Below are 20,782 nucleotides of genomic sequence, written 5' to 3'. Positions count from 1 at the left end.
GCATTTGCATTACTTCACGAATTGGCTGCGAAGCAGACAGTTTGGGAAGTCAGGAAAAGCACAGGAATCTGGCTTGCGTAACTCGTTTCCACTATAAAACATCAAAGCGCCCAAAATACCCCCACTATAAAAAAATCAAAAGGTATTCCCCCACAATCAATCCTCACTAGCTATCCAAAAAATAACAAAAAACCCCAACCAGCCAATAAGTGCAATCAAAAACAACACACAATTGATTGGCATTTTTTATCCCCTTGCAAACCTCAAAATATCGTTGTACCATATAAATCGTTAGCTAACTAACGTTTTATCCACAAGGAGATTTGATCAAATGTCCAAAAAATACACCAATACTTTACTTAAAATAGCGTCCAATCATATGATAATCCGCTTCGATGATTTTTCGAAAGCCCATGACATGACTTGGATGCAAGCGTCTATCATCGACTTCATAAGTCGTAATAGCGATATAGAAATGTTTCAACGTGATATTGAAAAAGAATTTTTTCTTCAGCGTTCAACTGTGACAGTTTTGTTGCAAAGAATGGAAAAAAAAGATTTGATTTATCGCCAGTCATCTACTAAAGATGCTCGCCAAAAATCAGTCTTTCTTACTCAAAAAGCACATAAACTGGAAAAACAGATTAACGCCTATATGAAGCATCAACAAGAAATTTTAGAAGCAAATTTCTCCAACGCTGAAATTAGTACTTTTGAGAAAATATTAAAGTTTTACAGTGATCGGGAGGAACATTAATTTATGAAACAAGCAGAAAAAATACCATTAAATGTCCTGTTAGCAGTTCTTGCTGCGGGTCTAATGTCATTTTGCGGGGTCATCGTCGAAACCTCAATGAATATTGCTTTCCCTACTTTGATGAGGGAATTCAGTATTAAAACTTCGACTGTTCAATGGATGACAACAATTTATTTGCTAGTGGTTGCCATCGTCATTCCACTATCATCATTTCTAAAAAAGAATTTTAAAACTAAGGCACTCTTTATTGTTGCTAACTTACTCTTTATCTTGGGTGTCGCTCTTGATGCGATTGCTCCGATTTTTCCACTCTTACTTTTGGGTCGAGTTATCCAAGGATTAGGAACTGGAATTGCTTTGCCTTTGATGTTCAACATCATTTTAGAGAACGTTCCTGAAAGTAAAATTGGCCTAATGATGGGGTTAGGAACTCTCATTACTGCGATTGCCCCCGCTATTGGACCAACCTTTGGTGGATTAGTCGTTAATTCTTTAGGTTGGCGTTATATTTTCGTCATTCTTTTACCAATCCTCATCATTTCCTTTATTCTAGGGGTTAAAAATATCCATCAAAAAAGCCAAATTCAAAAAGTTAAATTTGACTTGCTTAGTTTATGCACTTTGATTTTGACCTTTGGTGGCCTAATCGTTGGTTTCAGTAACATGAGTCAAATGTCCTTACTCGTTGTTGCCTCATTTATCATTGGGATTCTTGGTTTAGTCGGCTTTGTCGTTCGTTCTAAAAAAGTTGATAATCCCTTGTTGAATCTCAACATCTTAAAAGGTCATCTCTTTAGAGGTCACGTAGCTAGTTTCTTCATGATTCAAATTCTTTCACTAGGTCTATCATTTATCTTGCCTAACTACATTCAACTAGTTAATCACGACAACGCCACAGTTGCTGGTTTAGCTGTTTTACCAGCTAGTTTAGTTGGAGATATCTTAGCTCCATTAGGTGGAAAGATTTTGGATGAAGTCGGTGCTAGAATTCCGATTCTTTCAGGAATTACTCTAGCCACAATTTCATTGATTCTCTTTACTATCTTCAGTTTGCACTTGAATAACACTTTGATTATTTTTATTTACATCATTTATATGTTCGGGATGGGTGTTTCTTACGGAAATATCATGACCGATGGACTCAAGTATCTATCCAACAAAACTCAAGCAGATGGCAATGCTATCTTCAACACGCTCCAACAATTTGCCGGCGCCGTTGGTACCTCAGTCGTTGCTGCAATTATTTCTTTGAGCCAAGATAATGCTAGTTTGAGTACCGCAGTTTCTACAGCTATTGGAAGTCGTAATGCCCTCATCATCCTAGTCATCATCGCTTTGATTTCTTGGATCGTCTTGTTCAGATCAATCCAAAATAATCATTCCAAATAATATTCGAAAAAGTTGGCGATTTTATCCATCAATCTGATTTCAACCAAGTGTCCAGCTTTGTACCCAGTGATGAAGGCCACTTGTTGAGCAAATGGTTGTGCGTGAACTCGATTAAAGAAATCACACGACTGTTGGTAAGGAATCCTCTTATCTTCTGTCCCATGCCAAAATAAGACTGGTCGATTGGCTAGTTTTTCGGGATGCTGGTTCAAGTCAAAATGGTCAATCCAACTAGTTAGATATTGCAAATCTTCAGGAATATAAAGATTGCGACGCTTAGCATCTTCTCGAACCAACTTTGCATAGGCTTCAAGATTAGGCGTACCCATAATGATGGTCGCTGCAGTGATTTCAGGGTGTTGCGTTAATAAAGCCCCAGTCGTCATTGCACCCATTGAATAACCACCGACGCCAATTTTTTTATCTTTTATTAAGCCGCGTTGGCTATAAAAATTTCGTAACAATGAAAATTCAGCAAGATTCCCTTGGATACTGTTCCAAAAAGTGAATGAGGGAATCGATGAAATATCCGCATGTCTTTGACCATGATTGATTGCATCTGGCAAAATGACGCGGATATTTTTTTCGGCCAATTTCCGGGCTTGGGTCAGCACAAGTTCTTTACTGGAGCGCCAGCCATGATAAAACACTACTAAAGGTAAGGCGTCGTTCTCAAATTTTTCCTTAACTACTTCCAAAATGGGAACGTCTTGAATCAAGCGTTGTTTGATTTTTACCATAATTTCACCTCAAAGTTATGATATCATGGCAAAAAAATAATGCTGGATTTATTGCTCCAGCATTATTAAATATAGGGTAAATTTCTATTCTTGATTTTAAATAGCAGTTCTTCAACGTCTCGATTGTGACGATGACCAGTTTCAATATCATATTCGAGTAAATCGCGTCGAAAACTAATCAATTCATTTTCTAAACCATCATTATATTCGAGTAATTTAATATGTTTAAATACTAGGTTGATTAAAGACCGCTCAGAACCCAAATTGAAGGATCCAACAGACTCCTCAAGGGAACGGACAAAATTATCGCGTTCAGCGTTTGAGACATGTACTTGTTTCAAAATGTTACCACCCTTCTTTTTGAAATTTGAAAGCCAACTTGTAATACTCTTTTCTTAATCATTGTTACTATTATGTTCTCTTTTAGTAACAAGCTACTTCCAACTTTATATAAAATAATTATATTTTTCTGGAAATCAAATATAGAATATGTATTAAGCCATTAAATAAATTATGACAGTTTGACCACTACATGTCACGTTTATCAACAGATTGAACAAGATAGTGTATTATCGGAGCCAGTTGTTTTAATATTTTGCTATTTTAATCAAATTATTTCCCACTAATTGTAGAAAAGTTTTAATATCCGCTTTATAATTAATTTGGTTATATAAGCGAGATGTATATACCTAACAATATTTCATTGTTATCCTTTTTGAAAAGTAGTACTCCTTCTCAACTGCTTAAAGTCAAAGTTAGTGGTAGGCTTTGGCTTCAATTTCTCGCAAAATAAAGGCTAGTGGTAGGCCTTTATTTTTTTTTGGTAAAAAAGGGGCAAAACGAGCCAAATCATCTTGGTTTGTTTTGTCCCCAGCAAAACTTCCTACGACCCTCATAATAAATGTTTAGGGGCTTATTTTGACACCATATCTATTAAAAATTATTTACTGTTTCTGAAGTGCGTTTTAAACATGTTTAAACATAAAATATATTAAATAATATAATAAAAATAGTACGAGCTAAAGGTAGAGCAAACCCCTTTAACTCGTACTTTTTAAGATTTTTTATTATATTCAGGATCATCAAGATCTCTGGCAATATCAACACCATATAATTTATTAACTTCGGCATCTTTATCGGCTTGGTGAACAACCACGATAGCGATTGCTCCTTTGCTGCTAACGTACCCGACGAAGGTTGTTACTTCTTCAACATAATATGGCAATCCATCTGAATGGATAATATATTGTCCTGCGACTGGCATGCTTTCAATGTAAACCTTGTTCATTCGGATATAGTCGTCACCGTCATGGAGCATGATTAAAATTTTATACATGAAATACACCCTTTTCTTATTTTACCTATTGTTCTATCGTAATAGTATTAACAATTAATTACTAGGTCAAAACTTTTTATGAGGATAAAAATATGCAAAATAAACGTTTCATTTCTGCTGATAGAATTGTAGTCAAAATCGGTACTAGTACTTTGATTCGTCAAAACAGCAAGATAAATTTAAAAGTTATAAAAAAACTCGCTCACGTTTTGAGCAGTCTCAAAAAAGACGGCAAGGATGTCGTCTTAGTCTCATCAGGTGCTATCGGTGTCGGCATGGGTGTTTTGGGAATCGATACTCGGCCGATAAAAATTTCTAAACAACAAGCTGTTGCTGCTGTCGGTCAAGCGGAATTGATGCAAATCTATAATGAAGCTTTCCACGAATACGGCATGTCGGTCGGACAAATGTTGATAACTCGAGATATCATCGATTATCCCGAAAGCCACACTAACGTGATGAACAGCTTCCAAGAATTATTATCCATGGAAAATACCATCCCTATCGTCAACGAAAACGATACTGTGACGGTATCTGAATTGGATCACCACACTAAATTTGGCGATAACGACCAATTATCTGCCATTGTCACTAACCTTGTCGATGCAGACCTTTTGATTATGTTGTCAGATATCGACGGCTTTTATTCTGCTAATCCTCTCAAGGTCCCTGACGCAAAACTGATTGATCAAATCACCAAAATCAATCCTGACATCATCGCTGCAGCCGGCGGCCACGGTACTAAATTTGGAACTGGCGGCATGACGACAAAATTAAAAGCTGCCGAATTGATTTTGAAGCACAATCAGCAAATGGTCTTAACGAATGGAAAGAATCCCGAGGTAATCTTCAATATCCTTTCTGGCGAACCAGTTGGAACATTGTTCACTAAAAATCCTCAATAATCATTAACATGCTATACTTATCATTAATATAATTTAGAAATACATTTTTTACGGGAAAAATGGTGATTATTATGACAAATCTTGAAGAAATGGGTCAAAATGCCCAAAACGCTGCTTTTGAACTCGGTCAATTGGGAACGCAACAAAAAAATGCTGCCCTACTTAACATGGCTAATTCATTAGTTTCTAATACTGAAAAAATCCTCACAGCTAATAAAGAAGATATCGAGACGGCTAAGAAAAATGGTCTCAAACAAGCTATGGTCGATCGCTTATTATTGACGCCAGATCGAATCAATGACATGTCGAATGGCTTGCGCCAAGTCATGGATTTACCTGATCCAATTGGTAAAATCGATCGTGGCTGGACAACGGAAACCGGTTTAGACATCACTCAAGAAAGAGTCCCTTTAGGCGTCATCGGAATGATTTATGAAGCTCGTCCTAACGTTACCGTCGATGCTGCAGGACTTTGTTTCAAAGCCGGTAATGCAGTAATCTTGCGTGGTGGCAAAGAAGCTATCAATTCTAATATCGTCTTGTCTGAAATTTTACGTACGGCACTTAAAAACGTGGACATCAATCCAAATGCCGTTCAATTGATTGATGATATCAGTCACGAAACAGCTCAAAAGATGATGGAGCTCTCCGATTATATCGATGTTTTGATTCCTCGAGGCAGCGGCAAATTCATCAAGATGGTTGTCGATAAGGCTAAAGTTCCTATTATTGAAACTGGTGCCGGCAATTGTCACATTTATGTTGACAAAGATGCTGACCTCGATAAAGCTCTTAAAATCATCATCAATGCAAAAGTTCAACGTCCTTCCGTCTGCAACGCTGCTGAAAAAATCGTTATTCATAAAGATGTCGCTAATGAATTTTTGCCAAAAATTTATGCAGCTTTACGTGCTAACAATGTTGAAGTCAGAGGCGATACTTTATCAAAAGCAATCTGTCCTGACATCATCCCTGCTACTGAAGAAGACTGGGGAACTGAATACGACGACTACATTATTGCCATTAAAATCGTCGATTCAATTGACGAAGCTATCAAGCATGTCAACAAGTACAACACTAAACACAGCGAATCAATCATCACCGAAAATTACTCCAGCAGTCGTCAATTTATGAAACAAATTGATGCTGCAGTAGTCTACACAAACGCCTCAACACGTTTCACTGACGGACAACAATTCGGCTTTGGGGCTGAAATTGGTATCAGTACTCAAAAATTGCACGCCAGAGGTCCTATGGGAGCCAACGAATTAACGACAACTAAGTACTTGGTCCAAGGCGATGGTCAAATCAGAAAATAATTCGATTCGTCCAATAACTCAAATTACGTCAAAACATTGGCAATTATTCTTAGAAGCTGATCCATCAAAAAAAATTGTTGCCGATTATTTGAAACAAGCTGATAAATTCGAACTAGTTGATGGGACCAACCTCTTGGGTGAAATCTTATTAGTCGAAACTAGTCCGCAAACACTTGAAATTGTTAATCTCGCTGTAATTAAGAATAGGCGCAATCAGGGTCTGGGTGAACAGTTGCTCAGCTTTGCCCAAGAATACGCTCAGAGAAAAAATTATCGGTTTTTAGAAATTGGGACTGGCAGCACTAGTTTTACTCAACTTTATTTGTATCAAAAGTTTGGCTTTCGCGTTACTGATGTGATCCATGATTTCTTCGTTGATAATTATGATGAACCGATTATTGAAAATAAATTAGTTCTAAAAGATATGATTCGACTAAAAAAGGAACTTCCTTAATTGGAAGTTCCTTTTATTTTGCTTCGGGACTGTAATTTTTAATGAATTTGTAAACGTGCAAGTCTTTAGCAATCATGATCAAGTCCCCGACCATTATTGCCATGATGATGACAAACAAGAAAATGACTTGATGCAATGATGCCATATTAATTTGTAACCCTTGGTATTTCAAGTCCATGACCACGGCATAAACAATATAGCCAATCATCACAAATTCAAACAATTCAAATAAGAATTGGAAACGAACGCCAAATTTTTTATTGAGGTCATTATCCAATTTGTCCATTAAAAACGGTTTTTTACTAGAAAAGAAAGATAATTCTATAATCGTGTTTCTCATATTCAAAATTATTTCCAAAAGCAATAACAACAACCAAAACAAGAACACGAGCATAAAGCCTATAAAATAGTCACTAGATAACATTATTTTTCCTTTCTTCTATCTAGTCTAATTTTAATACAACTCGTAAAATTCTCAACATGGTTTGTTTGGCTTTTTAATAGCCTGTTTCGTAATTGACGACGTTTTTAACGACCTCGCCATTTTCGACATAGGATTTCAAGTTGCGTTTGAAGATATCAAAAGCACGATCTTCGTAATTTACACTATCCCCAGCATCATGAGGAGTAATGATGACATTTTCCATATCCCAAAGTGGACTGTCGCTTGGCAGTGGTTCGGGTGTTGTAACGTCTAAAGCACTTCCGGCGATATCTTGATTGCGTAATGCGGATATCAAATCATCCATTTCAGTCGTTTTTCCACGGCCAATGTTGATGTAATAGGCTTTCTTAGACATTTCGGAGAACATCTCTTGATTGAAAAGTCCGGTCGTTTCATCTGTTCCTGGCAAGGCGTTGACGACAAAGTGGACTTCAGAGATACGCGATTTCATTTCGGACATTGGAATCATTTCGTCGATATTTTCCACTGCTTCATCGCTTCTTCTAACGCCAATCGTCTTCATTCCCAAGGCTTTGGCATATTTAGCAAGGAGTTTGCCGATGTGACCAACACCAACAATCATGACGGTCTTATCGTAAACTTCGTCATATCCGTCTTCGTGTTTCCATTCCTTAGCGTCTTGGTAGCGAGTGGTCAAATTCATCTTCCGCACGAACATCAACATATAAGCTAACGTTTGTTCCGCAATATTGATGGCATTGGCACCTGAACCATTAGTTAAAATAACTCCCTTATCATCCAATTCACGCAATGGTAAGGCATCAACGCCGGCGCGAATAACCTGAATCCAATTCAAAGTATCGCTTTTTAAAACAGCATCTTTTAAATTGCTTGACCAATCATAAAGTACTTCTACTCCATCAAGGTCTTTTGCAGTAACCTTTTTAGGCGAAACAACTTTGAGATCGACTCCAGAAATCGATTGAATCTTTTCTGTTTGTTTTCTGGTTAAATTAACTAAACTAAGAACTTTCATTTTCCTACCTCGTTTTTTTAATTTAATTCATATTATAACTATATAGCAAAAACTATCCAGTTTTTCTGAAAATCTCTAAAAATATTCGGAATGTATGATACAATGTTAACCGTTGCTCATTATTTGATTTATTTTGCTATTTATGTTAGTAAATATTGCCCCGTATTGGTGGAGCAATTTTTTTATGTGAAAATTGAAGATTATTCACGTATAAAAGACAAATTTTAACGAATTTCAAATATTTAACCCATTTATGCGTGATTTCTAATATTCGTGTTTTGCTGAATAGCGTTTAAATCGTAATGAGAAAAATCAATTAAATTTAGGGGTAGTATTTATAATGCATTATACGTTATTAGTACGTTGTGTCGCTGAATTTATCGGAACAGCTATTATGGTTGCCCTCGGTAATGGATCAGTTGCCAACGTTGAATTAAAAGGAACAAAGGGCTTCCACGGCGGGTGGATTTTGATTGGATTCGGTTATGGTATCGGTGTTATGGTACCTGCCATGATGTTTGGTCCCATCTCTGGTGGTCAAATCAATCCAGCTATGACTCTAGGAATGGCCGTTAATGGTCAATTTCCTTGGTCTGAAGTTGGTCCATATATCATCGCTCAATTCTTAGGTGCCATTTTTGGACAATTGATGATTGTTGCAGCTTACAAACCTTATTACAACAAGACAGAAAACGTCGAAAGTATTTTAGGAACATTTGCAACGATTGATGCCGAAAACAGTCGTTTGAACGGATTCATTAATGAATTTATCGGAACATTTATCTTAGTCTTTGGTGCTGTTGCTTTAACTTCAGACCACATCGATCCACGTGCCGACTTCATCGGTCTAGGATTCTTAGTTATGTGTTTGGTCGTTTCATTTGGTGGACCAACTGGTCCTGCTCTAAATCCTGCTCGTGATCTTGGTCCTCGTTTATTGCATGCTTTATTACCTTTAAATCCCAAAGGTTCTTCTCAATGGAAATACAGTTGGGTCCCTGTACTTGCTCCGATTTTAGGTGCAATTGCAGCCGTTAAGCTTTACAGTGTGTTTTTTTAAATGAAATTAGATAAATAAAGGCAATCTACCGTTTTTTTGATGGTAGATTGCCTTTTTTGGTGTGTTTGATTTATTTTAAATAACCATGGTTTCTGTCAATGTATGACAGAGAGTAATTATTTAAAATTATTGTTTGATTCCATTTCTGGAATAACCATACTTTCTGTCAATATAGTGGAAACGAGTTACGCAGGGAGCTGAACGCCCCTGCTTCACTCTCTATTTAAAGTTTATTTCATTAATAACGAATTCATCATCGCTTCTATCGACTACCACCTTAATTCCATCTACTGCTGAATCATCAACTTTAAGGTCGGTGATAGCTTGTTTATTGCTGACGTTTCCGATGTATTTCCATTCATTATTTTGATGAACATATACTTTTCCATTTACTTGACCCACTAATTTAACTGAATGGATTCCTGATATTTTAGTGAATAGTTGTTCGATTGTTCCGGTTTCGTTTGCTTTATTCAATTTCCCCACATAGGCTGTCTTATTCGTACCATCAAAGATTGCTTGTGATCCTATTTGGCCTATGCTTTGGATATTTGAAATATTTAATCCGGTTTTCCCGTTTACAGCTATTTCTCTAATTTGAAGCCAATTATCAGTTTTGCTGGTTGCAGTTATAAAGAGATATTTCACGTTGATTGGTTGATTGATGTTCAATTGATAATGTCCAACTGAATTGATTAATCCAATTGCTCTTTTATCGCTGCCATCTTTTTTATTGCCAGCATAAATAACGGCTGTCTTAAACATATCTCCTGAGGTTGCTGCATCGTCAGTTCCTTGATAAAGGTCAAGTCGTTGGATATCTTGAGCTTGATCTAGAGATATCTCAATCGTATCGCCAGCTTTTACACTGCGATTGCTCCAATACTTGGTATTCAAATTACCATCACTCATATTTTCCGGTGAGTAATCACCGTTTTGAGGGATTTCTGTAGTTGCTTGACTAGCTATTTTATTAGTTTCTGTCTTTATTGCGGTTCCACCTAGAAAGGCATCTAAGCTTGTATAAACTTTGTCGGTAAAGTTTTGGAAAATACCGTCACCAACGTATGGCGTGATTAATAAATCAGGTTTTCCAGTCCGACTATCTGGTAGTGCTTTGGCATTTGCTAAAGAAATTTGTTTCGTAAACTCTTTAAAGTATCCACTCAAAACAGCATTATCATTTTGGTTACTATTGATGTAATCATTGATATTAATTCCCTCAAGTAAAGCCTTTGCCCAATGACTTGATGCGTTAATCCAAGGCAAGGAATCATCATAAAAACCAACAGTCTTCAAATTTGTCATTGTTTCGGGTGAATCAGCGATTATATTCAAACGTTCAATCAATGCTTGTTTTGCTTCAGTATATTCTGGAGTTCCATAAGTGGCATTCTCATAGCTATTTACGAAAATCGATAAAATTGGTGCATGAACTTTATTTTTATCGGTGGCATAATCCCAATATTGATTCAAATCCACAAATGATTGTAAAGCCACTAAAGCTTCGGGATTGTCTCCCGCAATTTCATGCAAAGTATTTTGTAGCGTTACGCTTGGACTGTAAGTATTAGCATTCCACATATATTCTCCAAATCCAGCCAATCCAAACCACGATGCATAAGGTTGAATCATAGGATTACTTGTGAATCCATCCATGATTTTATAGAGGTCTTTGCTTCGACCTTCAAGTGGGTTCAAATATAGTCGATCTTGATCAGAATCATTTACAGGGAAATTATCCCAAATAAACAAATGGTCTGAATGATAAGTCTTTTTAGCTTCTTCTACAGATTCATTAGTTATTTCACCAGAGAAAACACCTTCACCAGTCCATTGCAGGCGAATATCTTTATCAAGTGCTTCGCCTTGAGCTTCCTTAAATGGGTCTTGTTTAGAGCCATTATAGTTAGTTGGCACTAACCATAAGTCTGGCAAATTGTGCTTTTTAACATATTCTTTTTGAACCCGATTGACGTAATAAGCTTGTGCATCAGCCAAGGCTGACCATGGATTATTAGGGTAATTGGTCGTTGGATGATTTTTGAATACTTTAGAATCCTCTTCAGTCATTCCCAAAGGAATATCGTCTAAGGCAATATAAAATTGTTGCACCCCAATTGATCTTAGTTGATCTAATTTGGCAACTGTCTTGTCGAAATCTGCTTGACTAGAGTATGTAATATCATTACCGGGTGAAAGTGTATAAACAAAGGAAACATGATTTCTCTTGGCCGACTCTACTAACTCCTTGATTTGATTCAACTTGTCTTGTGGGTATAGTTCCTTCCAATTGTTTCTCAAGTAGTCATCATCTTTAGGTGAATAAATATAAACATTCATCTTATGTTCACCCATGAATTTAAATAAATCTTCTCTAGCTTGGTGTGACCATGGTTGACCATAAAAGCCCTCTATTACCCCACGAATAGACATTTGTGGTGATTCACGAATGTTAATATTATCGAAACTACTCTTACTGCTAATTAAATTATTCAGATTATTGATTGCGTAAAATAAACCGGTGGCATCTTTTCCTTGAACAACTAAAATCTTTTTATTATTGACAATGCCACTTCTAATTAAATAGCCGTTGTCATTTAAATTAGCAGCATTTTCTGTATTCAAATTGGACAATTGTTGATTTACTGCTTCATCATTGGCTAAACCAAAATACGTATTATCAACATCAATTTGATTATCATTTAAAGATTGAGTTGTTTCAGCAATTGATTGTTGCGTTTGATTATCTTTAACAGAAGCACCAACCGTAGTATTAACATTATTTGATTGGACACTATAAGTCTTGTTGATACTTGCTTCAGTTTTATTGACTTTTGCATCAGCTACTTTGTTATTGCCATTAACATTATTGGTTTGATTTTTATTAACTTTGCCATCATTATTAATTGGCGTTGATGTTACAGGTATTTGATTAGTATTTTGATTTTGTTGTGCCTCGGGTGTTGTTACCTGTTTCTTTTCAGTTTGAACATTTAAATTTGAATTAGTCCCAGTATTTACCCTTTGATTGGAATTTACCTCTCTTGAATCCCCTTGTTGATTTTCGTTCATACTGCTATTTGTTTCATATTTTTGGGGTTCATTTTCTGCTTGGCCAGTTTGACTAGCGTCATTTTTATTCAAAGAATTATTATTCTCTGCAACCTCATTTGTAATGACACTAGCATGAACAATGTTCGTATTAGCTGACATATTGCTAAAGACTAGTAAGGAACCAAAAGTTGTGACCCCTAACAAAAGCAACTTATGATTACTTACAAATTTCCTGTGTTGAAATTTTCTAGTAGACATCTTAAAATCACCCTCCTTTAAATTACAAATGAAGTATATAATCTTATAAAACGTTTTCATATACATTTATATGAAAAGATACCAGTTTACTTAAAATTAAATATTTATATATTATAGGATTTATTTTTTAACTAATGAAAAAGCAATCTACTCATTTTTTGGTTAAGTAGATTGCTTTTTTATGTATTATTTTTATTTAACTCAATGTCTTAACTATGCGATAGAAATAAGTTTAACAAATTTTAGTTTAGTTTTTTTGGAATAACCATACTTTCTGTCAATATAGCAAAAACGAGTTACGCAGGACAGACACTTCCGGTTAAGTCTAATATCTCTGGCGCCTGCTTTGCAGTCACCTGAGATATTGGTCTTAATCCTCGGTGTCTAAGCGGTCCTGCTTCACTCTCTTCAGTTTTTTCCAAAAACTTCCTTCATCTGTCTGCAACATTAATCCTTGATAAATCTTACCAATATAAGTTGCTAACAAGACGATACTTGCTATCAATATTACTAACGAAATTCCAATCTCAATTCCACTAGCATCACTATTAACGATTCTCATTGGCATGAAGTACGTTGAGAAAAATGGTACATAGGACAATATTTTAACAACGACTGAGTCTAAATTATTTTGGAATGGGAAGGTCGCAAAAAATGCTAATAAATTAAACGTAATTACCGGTTGAGCTGCCTTTGAGGCATCTTCTGCCTTTGATACTATGGCTCCGGCAAAGGCTGCTAGAATTGTGAAGATTACTACTCCCAATAATAGATAAAGCAAATTGACGCTCAATAAATTCTTTAAAACTGAGGTGATTAAATCTTGATACTGGTGCATGAAACCTTTGGTCAGGCTGGCTCTTTGGGCGTATAGGTATAATCCCCAACCTCCAAATAAGTAAATTACGATTTGTAATAAGATTACCAACAAGACTCCAAAGATTTTCCCTAAGAAATATTTAATGGCGGTCGTACTGGAAAAGATGATTTCCATAATTTTGGTGCCTTTTTCCGAAGCAATCTCTTGAGCGGTGATGCTGGAATACGTAAGTAAAATCATATATGCCATAATAATTATGATCCAAAATGAAATAGTTTTTGCTAAGTTAGCTGTTCCAGTTTTCTTTTGTACTGATTGTTTAAAAACTGGTTGTTGAGCTAGCGATTGTGCTTGATTAGGGCTCAATTGCGCATTTTTTACGTTTAATTGTTGTTGCGCTTGAGTTAAGAAACTATTGATTTTATTCTTGTCGGCAGAATCCAAACTGTCTGTGACATAATATTTACCGGTGATTTTTTGGTCATCGCTTTTCAAAAGCAAATATCCCGCTAAACTGTTTTGATTCATCTTTTTTTGTGCAGTCTTTTTATCAGTTACTTTTTGTAAAACATTATCATGGTTACTTTTGATGAAACTGTCACGCAATTGTGATTGGTCGCTGATGACAGCAATCTTATCACTCGTCCCACCAGACTGAGCGCCAAGATATCCAGCCCCAATCGTGAAGGCAACTAGGATAAATGGTCCTAAAATTAATGTTAGAAAACTCCAAGATTTGACCTGTCTCAAAAAAGTTTCAAATGTTACAACCCAGAGTTTATTCATTGTCAGCACCTGCCTTCATTCTAAAAATCTCATCCAAAGTTGGTGGCTGCTGATTGAATTCTTCAATATATTTACCGTGGGTCAATTCGTCAAATAGTTCTGCACCAGCGTTTTCATCATCTAACAAAAGTTCAAAGCGCTTTTCTTCTAGAGACTTGACTTGAATTACGTGCGGTAATTTCTCCAACTGGTCTTGAGTCCAATTGCTTGTGACATAAATCCTTGTCTTGCCAAACGACTGTCTTACTTCTCTAACAGTGCCCTTTAAGACCACTTTGCCATTGCGTAACATCACTAAGGAATCACAGAGTTCTTCCACATTTTCCATATCGTGACTTGAAAAAATAATCGAAGCGCCTTGTTGTCTGACTTCTAGAATTGCTTGTTTCAAAAGGTCAGCATTGACTGGGTCCAAACCACTGAATGGTTCATCTAAGATAATCATTTTTGGTTGATGAATCAGTGTGGAAATTAACTGGATTTTTTGTTGATTACCTTTGGATAAATCTTTGATTTTATCTTTCCTATCGCCTTTTACAGCAAAACGTTTCATCCATCTGTCAATCTGTGGACGAATTTCTTTGGCTGATTTATTTTTCAAACGAGCTAGATAAATGATTTGTTGTTCAATTGTCAATTTGGGCATCAAACTGCGTTCTTCTGGTAGATAACCGATTTCATTGAACACATCTTCTGTTATCGGTTGGTCGTTCCAGGTAATGGTGCCTTGATATTTTAAAAAATTTAAAATACTGTGAAACGTGGTCGATTTTCCTGCTCCATTTTGACCAATCAAACCAAGGATTTGACCATTTTTCACGTCAAAAGAAACATTATCTAAAGCTTTTAAACCTCCAAAATTCTTTTTTATATTTGAGATTTGAAGCATTTATTCATCCCCTCTTTTCATATAGCCTAAATTATACAGAAATGATAATTTCTTCGATATGGTTTTAAGGAAATTTAGTTTGTGTTAGCATGTTATCTATTGTGAAAGGGGGATTATAAATGTCTGACAAACAAAAGGGCTTCTTTTATGCAATTACTGGACCAGTTCTCTGGGGATTTTCTGGCAGTATTGCTCAATATCTATTTACCCAAGAAAGCATCCCCACGCATTGGATAGTCGGTATCAGATTGCTCTTTGCTGGCTTGTTATTAGTTATCTGGTGCTATTTTGTCGATTCAAAGGAATTATTCGCCATTTTGAAGAAACCGCGTTACATCGTCCAATTATTGGCATTTGGACTTTTAGGGATGTTACCGGCTCAGTACACCTACTTTATGGCGATTAAATACGGCAATGCGCCAACAGCCACTGTCTTACAATTTTTAGGGCCATTATTCATTATCATTTATATTTCCCTGCGTAAATTGCAGCTACCACGAAGAATCGATATGATTTCAATCGTTTTAGCACTTTTGGGAACTTTTTTACTAGTGACTCATGGTCATCTCAATAAATTAATGTTGTCACCTGCAGCAATTTTATGGGGTGTCGGGGCCGGTATTAGTCAGGCTTCTTACACTCTTTTGCCTCGGGGATTATTGAAACGTTTCGATGCTCGAATCGTAACTGGTTGGTCGATGCTTCTAGGCGGGATCGTCTTTGCTCCATTTGCTAATTTGGGACAAGTACCTCAATTAAATCTTAAAGCTTTGGTTTGCATCATCTTCATTGTTACCGGCGGAACAATGTTTTCTTACTTGTTCTACTTACAAAGTCTCAACTTCTTAACGCCTTCAACTACAGGAATGTTGAGTGCCTTTGAACCTTTAACGGCCACAATTTTGTCAGTAACAATTTTAAATACGAAGATCAGTGGAGCTGAATTGATTGGAGCTCTACTGATTTTAGGGATTACTTTCCTACAAGCTTTGCCACCAAATTTATTTAATTTGAAATCTAGATATAAAAAAGCACATTCTCCGGATTAGGAAAATGTGCTTTTTCTATACTATTAAACACTTATAAACTTAAATATTTATAAGCTAATTATTTATAGCCGTTAGCTCGATTCAATTGTTGCAAGTTTTCGTTGATAGCTTTATCAGCCGTCTTCAATTCTTGATCGATGTCGCTTCCGTTATAAACACCTTCCATGGCAGTTTCCTCAAGTTGACGAGCCAACTGCATTCCTTCCATCAAAATACCTGAGTTAGAATAATTTGGCTTAGCTGTTGCCAATTGTTGACCAGGAACTTTTGATTCAGGACTCTTCTTGTAAAGGTCTTTTAAGATACTTGTCTTTTGTGAATCTTTGTTTAGAGCTAAGTATCCAGTCGATTTTTGCCATTGAGCTTGGACTTCTGGTCTAACTGTATACTTGATAAATTCAAAGGCACCACGTTGTACATCTTTTGGCTTGTCATTTGAAATCCAAAGTGATGCACCACCAATAGCAACACCATTAGCTTTTTGCCCATCTGGGTGTGGGAAATATGTGATACCTAGTTCATTTTTATTACTCTTAGTCAATTGACCGATACTTGCTGAAGATTGGATGAAGATACCAACCTTATCTGATAAGAAACCAGCAGTTTGGTTAGCACCAGCACTACCACCGGAACCATAGTTGATGAAGTCGCCAGCTTTGATATTTTCTTTAATCCACTTCATGAACTTAACAGCTTCAGGGTTATTAACTTTAACTTCTGTAGGGTTACCAGTATGACCATCGTTTTGGTTAGCAATTTGAGTTCCGGCATTAGCCATAGCTTGTTCCAAGAACCAACCGTAAATTTGAATCGTCATACCTTTAGTCTTGTGACCTGACTTCTCATAAAGTTCCTTAGCCACTCTTGTAATATCACTGTATGAAGGCGATACAGGAGGTGGAGTGATGTGATACTTCTTCAATAGAGTTGCATTATAGTACAACACTGGTTGTGAAGTATTGAATGGCATTGATTGTTGCTTGCCACCATTTGAATAGAAAGCTCTCGCAACTGGTGAAATCTTGCTTACATCGAAATGATCTTGGTCGATGAAGTCTTGAACAGGTGTTGTAAAACCACTGTGAAGCATTTGCGCTGTTGAAATATCAAATGCTTGGAAAACAGCTGGCGAAGTACTTGTTCCATGAGTTTGTAAAATCTTTTGAATAGCTTCATCGTAAGTACCTTGATACTTAGGAACGACACGATATTTATTTTGTGATTTATTGAAACCGTCAACGACTTGTTCCAATGCTTGTTCGGAAGGACCACCCATTTCGTGCCAGAAGACGACTTCCGTCCGATTATCCTTAACTGCCGATTTAGCTGAAATTGCTTTGCCAAAAACTGCAATTAAGACAATTCCTAAAATTAGAATCAATGGCACAGTAAGTTTTTTGTACTTTGACATTATTTAACTGCCCCCTCATTCATACCTGACTTGAAGTAGTGTTGACCGATAAACAAAACGATAATCGTTGGAATAACGATGATAGCAGCACTAGCTTGAATCATTCCCCAGTCATTGAATGTTTCTTCTGATTGTAATTGTTTCAAACCATTTTGAATCACACGAGAATTGTTACTGAAAGTTGTCAACATTGGCCAGAGGTATTGGTTCCAAGCGCCTAAGAAACTATAAGCACCTAGAGTAATCATACTAATCTTGTTATATGGCAAGACGATGCTCCAATAAAATTGGAAATGATTCAATCCTTCAATATCAGCTGCTTCTTTTAATTCAGCTGGCGTTTGTAAGAATGATTGACGAAGCATGAAAGTACCAAATGCCGAAGTTAAAAATGGAATGATCAAAGCTCCATAATTATCTAACAAGCCCATAGCTTTAACTGTGGCAAAGTTAGGAATGATTTCAGCTTCAAATGGCAACATCATCGTAATCAAAAACATTGCAAAGATTGTCTTTTGGAATTTGAATTTCAAGAAAACAAAAGCATAAGCACTCATTGAACAAAAGAGCAATTGAGCAAACATTGTAACTGTGGCGATAACTACGGTATTAGCCAAGTAACGTAGAATTGGCGTTTTTGTAAAAGCTGATACGTAATTATCAAAGGAAATGTCGTGACTGAACAAATTACCCTTAGCGATATCTAACATTGGCAAGAAACTAGTCCAGATACCAATGAAGAATGGAGCTAAGATTACTAAAGCTAAAGCTATTAAAATTAAATAGCTAAAAACTCTCTTTAAAGTTGCGCGCTCATCAAAATCTGCCATTAGTAGTTCACCTTTTTCTCTAAGAATTTGAATTGCAATAAGGTAAAGAAGGCAATGATAACTGTTAAGATGATTGCTTCTGTACTTGATTTTGCATAGTTACCACTGTAAAAGGCATCTTTATAAATTCGATAAACCAACATGTTAGTGGCATTTGATGGTCCACCATTAGTAATCAAATCGATCAAACCAAAACTCTTGAATGCTCCGATAATAGTAATTGTCGAAACGAAGAACAATGTTGGCGAAATCATTGGAATCGTGATGTGGAAGAATTGATATCTTGAAGATACTCCTTCAACATCAGCAGCTTCATAAAGCGTTGTTGGAACTGATTCGATAGCACCTAATAGAATCAAGAAAGTAAAACCTAAGTTCATCCAAACAGTTGTAATGATAACTGCCCACATGGCGTTTGCTGGACTAGTCAACCAGTTAACGACTGGAAGATTCAACCAACCGCTCATTAAGGCAAAGAAACCAGTTGATGGATTGAAAATAAAGAGCCAAAAGATTGCGGCAACGGCAACAGAAACTCCCATTGTTACTGAATAAAGCGTTCTAAAAATACCGATACCTGGCAATCTTTGACTTGCCAAGTTAGCTAATAAGAGACCTAAAGCAATCGTGAAAAATGTTACTGCGACCACATAGATCAAGGTGACTAACATACTAGAGATAAAGTCGGCTGAAGCAATCAATTTTGCATAATTTTGTAAACCAACAAAAACGGTTGTTTTACCCAACGTGTTAGTCAAAAACATACTGATATACAAAGTTTTAATCATAGGATAAAAAACGAACAATCCTAAAATGAGAAGCGATGGACCAATAAAAATTGAAGCGTAATATTTATCTTTCGCATTTAATTTAAAAGCTTGGCGTTGCTTTGCTTGGACCTTCTTTTCTGGAACAACGTCAGTTGTAGAAGTCTTAAGCATTGACTACATCCTCCGCATTTTTTGTAATATTTACACCATCAGCATTGAAAACCAAAATGTTGTCAGTTGCAGAAACTTGAATCGTATCATAAGCCTTGAAATCAGCATTGCTTTCTACAATTACAGAAATTTCCTTATCATTGTTGCTCATCTTAGCGTAAACGATTTTTTCATCACCCAAGAATTCAACACTGGTTACTGAAGCGTTGGCATCCAATTCTTCAACTTTTTCTAATTTCATTTCTGTTGGTCTGATACCAATTTTGAATTCGCCTGTTGGTACTTCTTGATCAATGTTTACTTGGAAATCATCGTTAACATTGATGCGGCCATCGTCTTCTTTAACAGCAGGTAAAATATTGATTGGTGGAACACCGAAGAAACTAGCAACGAATTCATTAGCGGGCTTCTTGTAAATTTCTGCAGGTGTTCCGATTTGTTGAACCTTTGAGTCATGCAAGACCATAATGTGGTCAGCCATCGTCATTGCTTCAACTTGATCGTGGGTAACGTAGATTAAAGTTAAGCCCAATTTTCTTTGTAGTGAATAGATTTCTTGGCGCATCTTGATTCTTAATTGTGCATCCAAGTTAGATAGAGGTTCGTCCATTAGACAGATTTTAGCATCGCTGGCAACAGCACGGGCTAAAGCCACACGCTGTCTTTGTCCACCAGATAATTCACGCGGTTTACGTTCTTTTAATTCTTCCAAATTAACCATGCGTAAAGCGTTATTTACTCGTTCGTCAATTTCTGACTGTGACTTATCTTTTCTAGCTTTCAAGCCAAAAGCCACATTGTCCCAAACGCTTAAAAATGGGAAAAGAGCGTAACTTTGGAAGACCATTGTCAAATTACGATCCTTTGGTGGCAAGTTATTGACTACTTTATCGTCAATACTGATTCGACCATCGCTGATTTCTGTTAGGCCGGCAATCATGCGTAGCAAGGTACTCTTACCACAACCTGATGGTCCAACTATTACAAAGAATTCCCCAGTTTGAATCTCTGCTGAGACATCACTCAAAACGGTTTTATCCGCTTCATACTGTTTAGAAACGTTCGTCAATACTGTAGACATTTATCTAATCCCTCCAAATATGTCATTGGTTACAGTATGTATCCGCGATGTATATATCTAATCTATTTCATGTAAATTTATTGTAAAGAATCTAATGATTTACCGAAAAAAAAATCCGTCCCCAATTCAATAATGAAGTGAACCCCATTAATTGGAGTTTATTTTAGGCAATCAGTTGGTCGGAAAGATTCCGGTATTCTACCGGTGTCTTTCCGGCCAATTTTGTCCTTATCCTTTTGTTGTTATAGTAATATACAT

At 36.4% G+C, this 20,782-nt stretch carries 20 protein-coding genes; 7 read left to right on the top strand and 13 right to left on the bottom strand.

The window, feature by feature from the left end; translation table 11 throughout:
- The first annotated feature begins 331 nt into the window (after positions 1–331).
- Both FHL06_RS10410 and FHL06_RS10405 read left to right on the top strand, forming a co-directional pair.
- Positions 332–757, top strand: coding sequence for a MarR family winged helix-turn-helix transcriptional regulator (locus FHL06_RS10410; RefSeq protein ID WP_153386387.1), 426 nt, complete (start codon positions 332–334; stop codon positions 755–757).
- Between the two features lie 3 nt (positions 758–760).
- Positions 761–2,146 carry a DHA2 family efflux MFS transporter permease subunit gene (locus tag FHL06_RS10405; RefSeq protein ID WP_153386385.1) on the top strand — a complete coding sequence of 462 codons (1,386 nt, stop codon included), beginning with the start codon at positions 761–763 and terminating at the stop codon, positions 2,144–2,146.
- On the opposite strand, the gene FHL06_RS10400 is transcribed toward FHL06_RS10405, so the two are convergent.
- From FHL06_RS10400 to FHL06_RS10390, 3 genes are all read right to left on the bottom strand, one after another.
- Positions 2,134–2,886, bottom strand: coding sequence for an alpha/beta fold hydrolase (locus tag FHL06_RS10400; protein WP_153386383.1), 753 nt, complete (start codon positions 2,884–2,886; stop codon positions 2,134–2,136). The two genes, FHL06_RS10405 and FHL06_RS10400, sit on opposite strands and share 13 nt — an antisense overlap.
- 65 nt (positions 2,887–2,951) lie before the next feature.
- Positions 2,952–3,227, bottom strand: a complete 276-nt coding sequence (locus FHL06_RS10395) for a hypothetical protein (protein WP_153386381.1) — start codon at positions 3,225–3,227, stop codon at positions 2,952–2,954.
- Positions 3,228–3,940: 713 nt separating this feature from the next.
- Positions 3,941–4,222 carry a LysR family transcriptional regulator gene (locus FHL06_RS10390; RefSeq protein ID WP_153386379.1) on the bottom strand — a complete coding sequence of 94 codons (282 nt, stop codon included), beginning with the start codon at positions 4,220–4,222 and terminating at the stop codon, positions 3,941–3,943.
- A 92-nt stretch (positions 4,223–4,314) separates the two neighbouring features.
- Between FHL06_RS10390 and proB the strand changes: the two genes are divergently transcribed.
- The 3 genes from proB to FHL06_RS10375 all read left to right on the top strand — a co-directional run bounded on the left by proB (position 4,315) and on the right by FHL06_RS10375 (position 6,900).
- Positions 4,315–5,127 (top strand): glutamate 5-kinase, encoded by an 813-nt coding sequence (gene proB, locus FHL06_RS10385; protein WP_153386377.1) that lies wholly within the window; start codon positions 4,315–4,317, stop codon positions 5,125–5,127.
- A 71-nt stretch (positions 5,128–5,198) separates the two neighbouring features.
- Positions 5,199–6,446, top strand: a complete 1,248-nt coding sequence (locus tag FHL06_RS10380) for a glutamate-5-semialdehyde dehydrogenase (protein ID WP_153386376.1) — start codon at positions 5,199–5,201, stop codon at positions 6,444–6,446.
- Entirely contained in the window at positions 6,427–6,900 is a 474-nt protein-coding gene (locus tag FHL06_RS10375) for a GNAT family N-acetyltransferase (protein ID WP_153386374.1), read from the top strand. The genes FHL06_RS10380 and FHL06_RS10375 overlap by 20 nt, the downstream gene beginning before the upstream one ends.
- Before the next feature lie 13 nt (positions 6,901–6,913).
- On the opposite strand, the gene FHL06_RS10370 is transcribed toward FHL06_RS10375, so the two are convergent.
- Both FHL06_RS10370 and FHL06_RS10365 read right to left on the bottom strand, forming a co-directional pair.
- On the bottom strand, positions 6,914–7,240 hold the full coding sequence (locus FHL06_RS10370; protein ID WP_153386372.1) for a hypothetical protein: 327 nt from the start codon (positions 7,238–7,240) through the stop codon (positions 6,914–6,916).
- Between the two features lie 157 nt (positions 7,241–7,397).
- Positions 7,398–8,342, bottom strand: a complete 945-nt coding sequence (locus FHL06_RS10365; protein ID WP_153386370.1) for a D-2-hydroxyacid dehydrogenase — start codon at positions 8,340–8,342, stop codon at positions 7,398–7,400.
- A 340-nt stretch (positions 8,343–8,682) separates the two neighbouring features.
- On the opposite strand from FHL06_RS10365, the gene FHL06_RS10360 reads away from it, so the two are divergent.
- A complete protein-coding gene (locus tag FHL06_RS10360) occupies positions 8,683–9,402 on the top strand; it encodes an MIP/aquaporin family protein (RefSeq protein ID WP_153386368.1) in 720 nt (239 codons plus the stop codon).
- Positions 9,403–9,621: 219 nt separating this feature from the next.
- Here the strand turns inward: FHL06_RS10360 and FHL06_RS10355 are convergent, their stop codons facing one another.
- From FHL06_RS10355 to FHL06_RS10345, 3 genes are all read right to left on the bottom strand, one after another.
- Positions 9,622–12,717 carry a glycoside hydrolase family 84 protein gene (locus tag FHL06_RS10355; RefSeq protein WP_192917963.1) on the bottom strand — a complete coding sequence of 1,032 codons (3,096 nt, stop codon included), beginning with the start codon at positions 12,715–12,717 and terminating at the stop codon, positions 9,622–9,624.
- Between the two features lie 370 nt (positions 12,718–13,087).
- Positions 13,088–14,323, bottom strand: coding sequence for an ABC transporter permease (locus FHL06_RS10350; protein WP_153386365.1), 1,236 nt, complete (start codon positions 14,321–14,323; stop codon positions 13,088–13,090).
- Positions 14,316–15,212 carry an ABC transporter ATP-binding protein gene (locus tag FHL06_RS10345; protein WP_153386363.1) on the bottom strand — a complete coding sequence of 299 codons (897 nt, stop codon included), beginning with the start codon at positions 15,210–15,212 and terminating at the stop codon, positions 14,316–14,318. The genes FHL06_RS10350 and FHL06_RS10345 overlap by 8 nt, the downstream gene beginning before the upstream one ends.
- A 119-nt stretch (positions 15,213–15,331) precedes the next feature.
- Here FHL06_RS10345 and FHL06_RS10340 point away from each other — a divergent pair, with 119 nt between their 5' ends.
- Positions 15,332–16,261, top strand: coding sequence for a DMT family transporter (locus FHL06_RS10340; protein WP_153386360.1), 930 nt, complete (start codon positions 15,332–15,334; stop codon positions 16,259–16,261).
- Positions 16,262–16,319: 58 nt separating this feature from the next.
- Here FHL06_RS10340 and FHL06_RS10335 read toward each other — a convergent pair whose 3' ends face one another.
- The 5 genes from FHL06_RS10335 to FHL06_RS15140 form a co-directional block, all read right to left on the bottom strand.
- A complete protein-coding gene (locus FHL06_RS10335; protein WP_153386358.1) occupies positions 16,320–17,672 on the bottom strand; it encodes an ABC transporter substrate-binding protein in 1,353 nt (450 codons plus the stop codon).
- Positions 17,672–18,502: a carbohydrate ABC transporter permease gene (locus FHL06_RS10330; RefSeq protein WP_153386356.1), complete on the bottom strand. Its 831-nt coding sequence runs from the start codon at positions 18,500–18,502 to the stop codon at positions 17,672–17,674. The genes FHL06_RS10335 and FHL06_RS10330 overlap by 1 nt, the downstream gene beginning before the upstream one ends.
- Positions 18,502–19,443, bottom strand: coding sequence for a carbohydrate ABC transporter permease (locus FHL06_RS10325; protein ID WP_153386354.1), 942 nt, complete (start codon positions 19,441–19,443; stop codon positions 18,502–18,504). Before FHL06_RS10325 ends, FHL06_RS10330 begins: the two co-directional genes overlap by 1 nt.
- Positions 19,436–20,524, bottom strand: coding sequence for an ABC transporter ATP-binding protein (locus tag FHL06_RS10320; RefSeq protein ID WP_153386352.1), 1,089 nt, complete (start codon positions 20,522–20,524; stop codon positions 19,436–19,438). The genes FHL06_RS10325 and FHL06_RS10320 overlap by 8 nt, the downstream gene beginning before the upstream one ends.
- A gap of 163 nt (positions 20,525–20,687) precedes the next feature.
- Positions 20,688–20,782 (bottom strand): IS3 family transposase (locus FHL06_RS15140; RefSeq protein ID WP_153384874.1); only part of this gene is annotated, 95 nt, incomplete at its 5' end.

This window comes from Companilactobacillus halodurans (assembly GCF_009600985.1).
GTDB classification, from domain to species: Bacteria; Bacillota; Bacilli; order Lactobacillales; family Lactobacillaceae; genus Companilactobacillus; species Companilactobacillus halodurans.
The sequence above is the reverse complement of the archived record's forward strand: the minus strand, read 5'-3'. Positions and strand labels throughout refer to the sequence as shown.

Coding starts and splice junctions, on each gene's coding strand:
- proB (WP_153386377.1), top strand. CDS start 4,315: ATGCAAAATAAACGTTTCATTTCTGCTGATAGAATTGTAGTCAAAATC.
- FHL06_RS10380 (WP_153386376.1), top strand. CDS start 5,199: ATGACAAATCTTGAAGAAATGGGTCAAAATGCCCAAAACGCTGCTTTT.
- FHL06_RS10410 (WP_153386387.1), top strand. CDS start 332: ATGTCCAAAAAATACACCAATACTTTACTTAAAATAGCGTCCAATCAT.
- FHL06_RS10335 (WP_153386358.1), bottom strand. CDS start 17,672: ATGTCAAAGTACAAAAAACTTACTGTGCCATTGATTCTAATTTTAGGA.
- FHL06_RS10390 (WP_153386379.1), bottom strand. CDS start 4,222: ATGTATAAAATTTTAATCATGCTCCATGACGGTGACGACTATATCCGA.
- FHL06_RS10330 (WP_153386356.1), bottom strand. CDS start 18,502: ATGGCAGATTTTGATGAGCGCGCAACTTTAAAGAGAGTTTTTAGCTAT.
- FHL06_RS10375 (WP_153386374.1), top strand. CDS start 6,427: ATGGTCAAATCAGAAAATAATTCGATTCGTCCAATAACTCAAATTACG.
- FHL06_RS10355 (WP_192917963.1), bottom strand. CDS start 12,717: ATGTCTACTAGAAAATTTCAACACAGGAAATTTGTAAGTAATCATAAG.
- FHL06_RS10405 (WP_153386385.1), top strand. CDS start 761: ATGAAACAAGCAGAAAAAATACCATTAAATGTCCTGTTAGCAGTTCTT.
- FHL06_RS10350 (WP_153386365.1), bottom strand. CDS start 14,323: ATGAATAAACTCTGGGTTGTAACATTTGAAACTTTTTTGAGACAGGTC.
- FHL06_RS10345 (WP_153386363.1), bottom strand. CDS start 15,212: ATGCTTCAAATCTCAAATATAAAAAAGAATTTTGGAGGTTTAAAAGCT.
- FHL06_RS10340 (WP_153386360.1), top strand. CDS start 15,332: ATGTCTGACAAACAAAAGGGCTTCTTTTATGCAATTACTGGACCAGTT.
- FHL06_RS10325 (WP_153386354.1), bottom strand. CDS start 19,443: ATGCTTAAGACTTCTACAACTGACGTTGTTCCAGAAAAGAAGGTCCAA.
- FHL06_RS10320 (WP_153386352.1), bottom strand. CDS start 20,524: ATGTCTACAGTATTGACGAACGTTTCTAAACAGTATGAAGCGGATAAA.
- FHL06_RS10370 (WP_153386372.1), bottom strand. CDS start 7,240: ATGAGAAACACGATTATAGAATTATCTTTCTTTTCTAGTAAAAAACCG.
- FHL06_RS10360 (WP_153386368.1), top strand. CDS start 8,683: ATGCATTATACGTTATTAGTACGTTGTGTCGCTGAATTTATCGGAACA.
- FHL06_RS10365 (WP_153386370.1), bottom strand. CDS start 8,342: ATGAAAGTTCTTAGTTTAGTTAATTTAACCAGAAAACAAACAGAAAAG.
- FHL06_RS10400 (WP_153386383.1), bottom strand. CDS start 2,886: ATGGTAAAAATCAAACAACGCTTGATTCAAGACGTTCCCATTTTGGAA.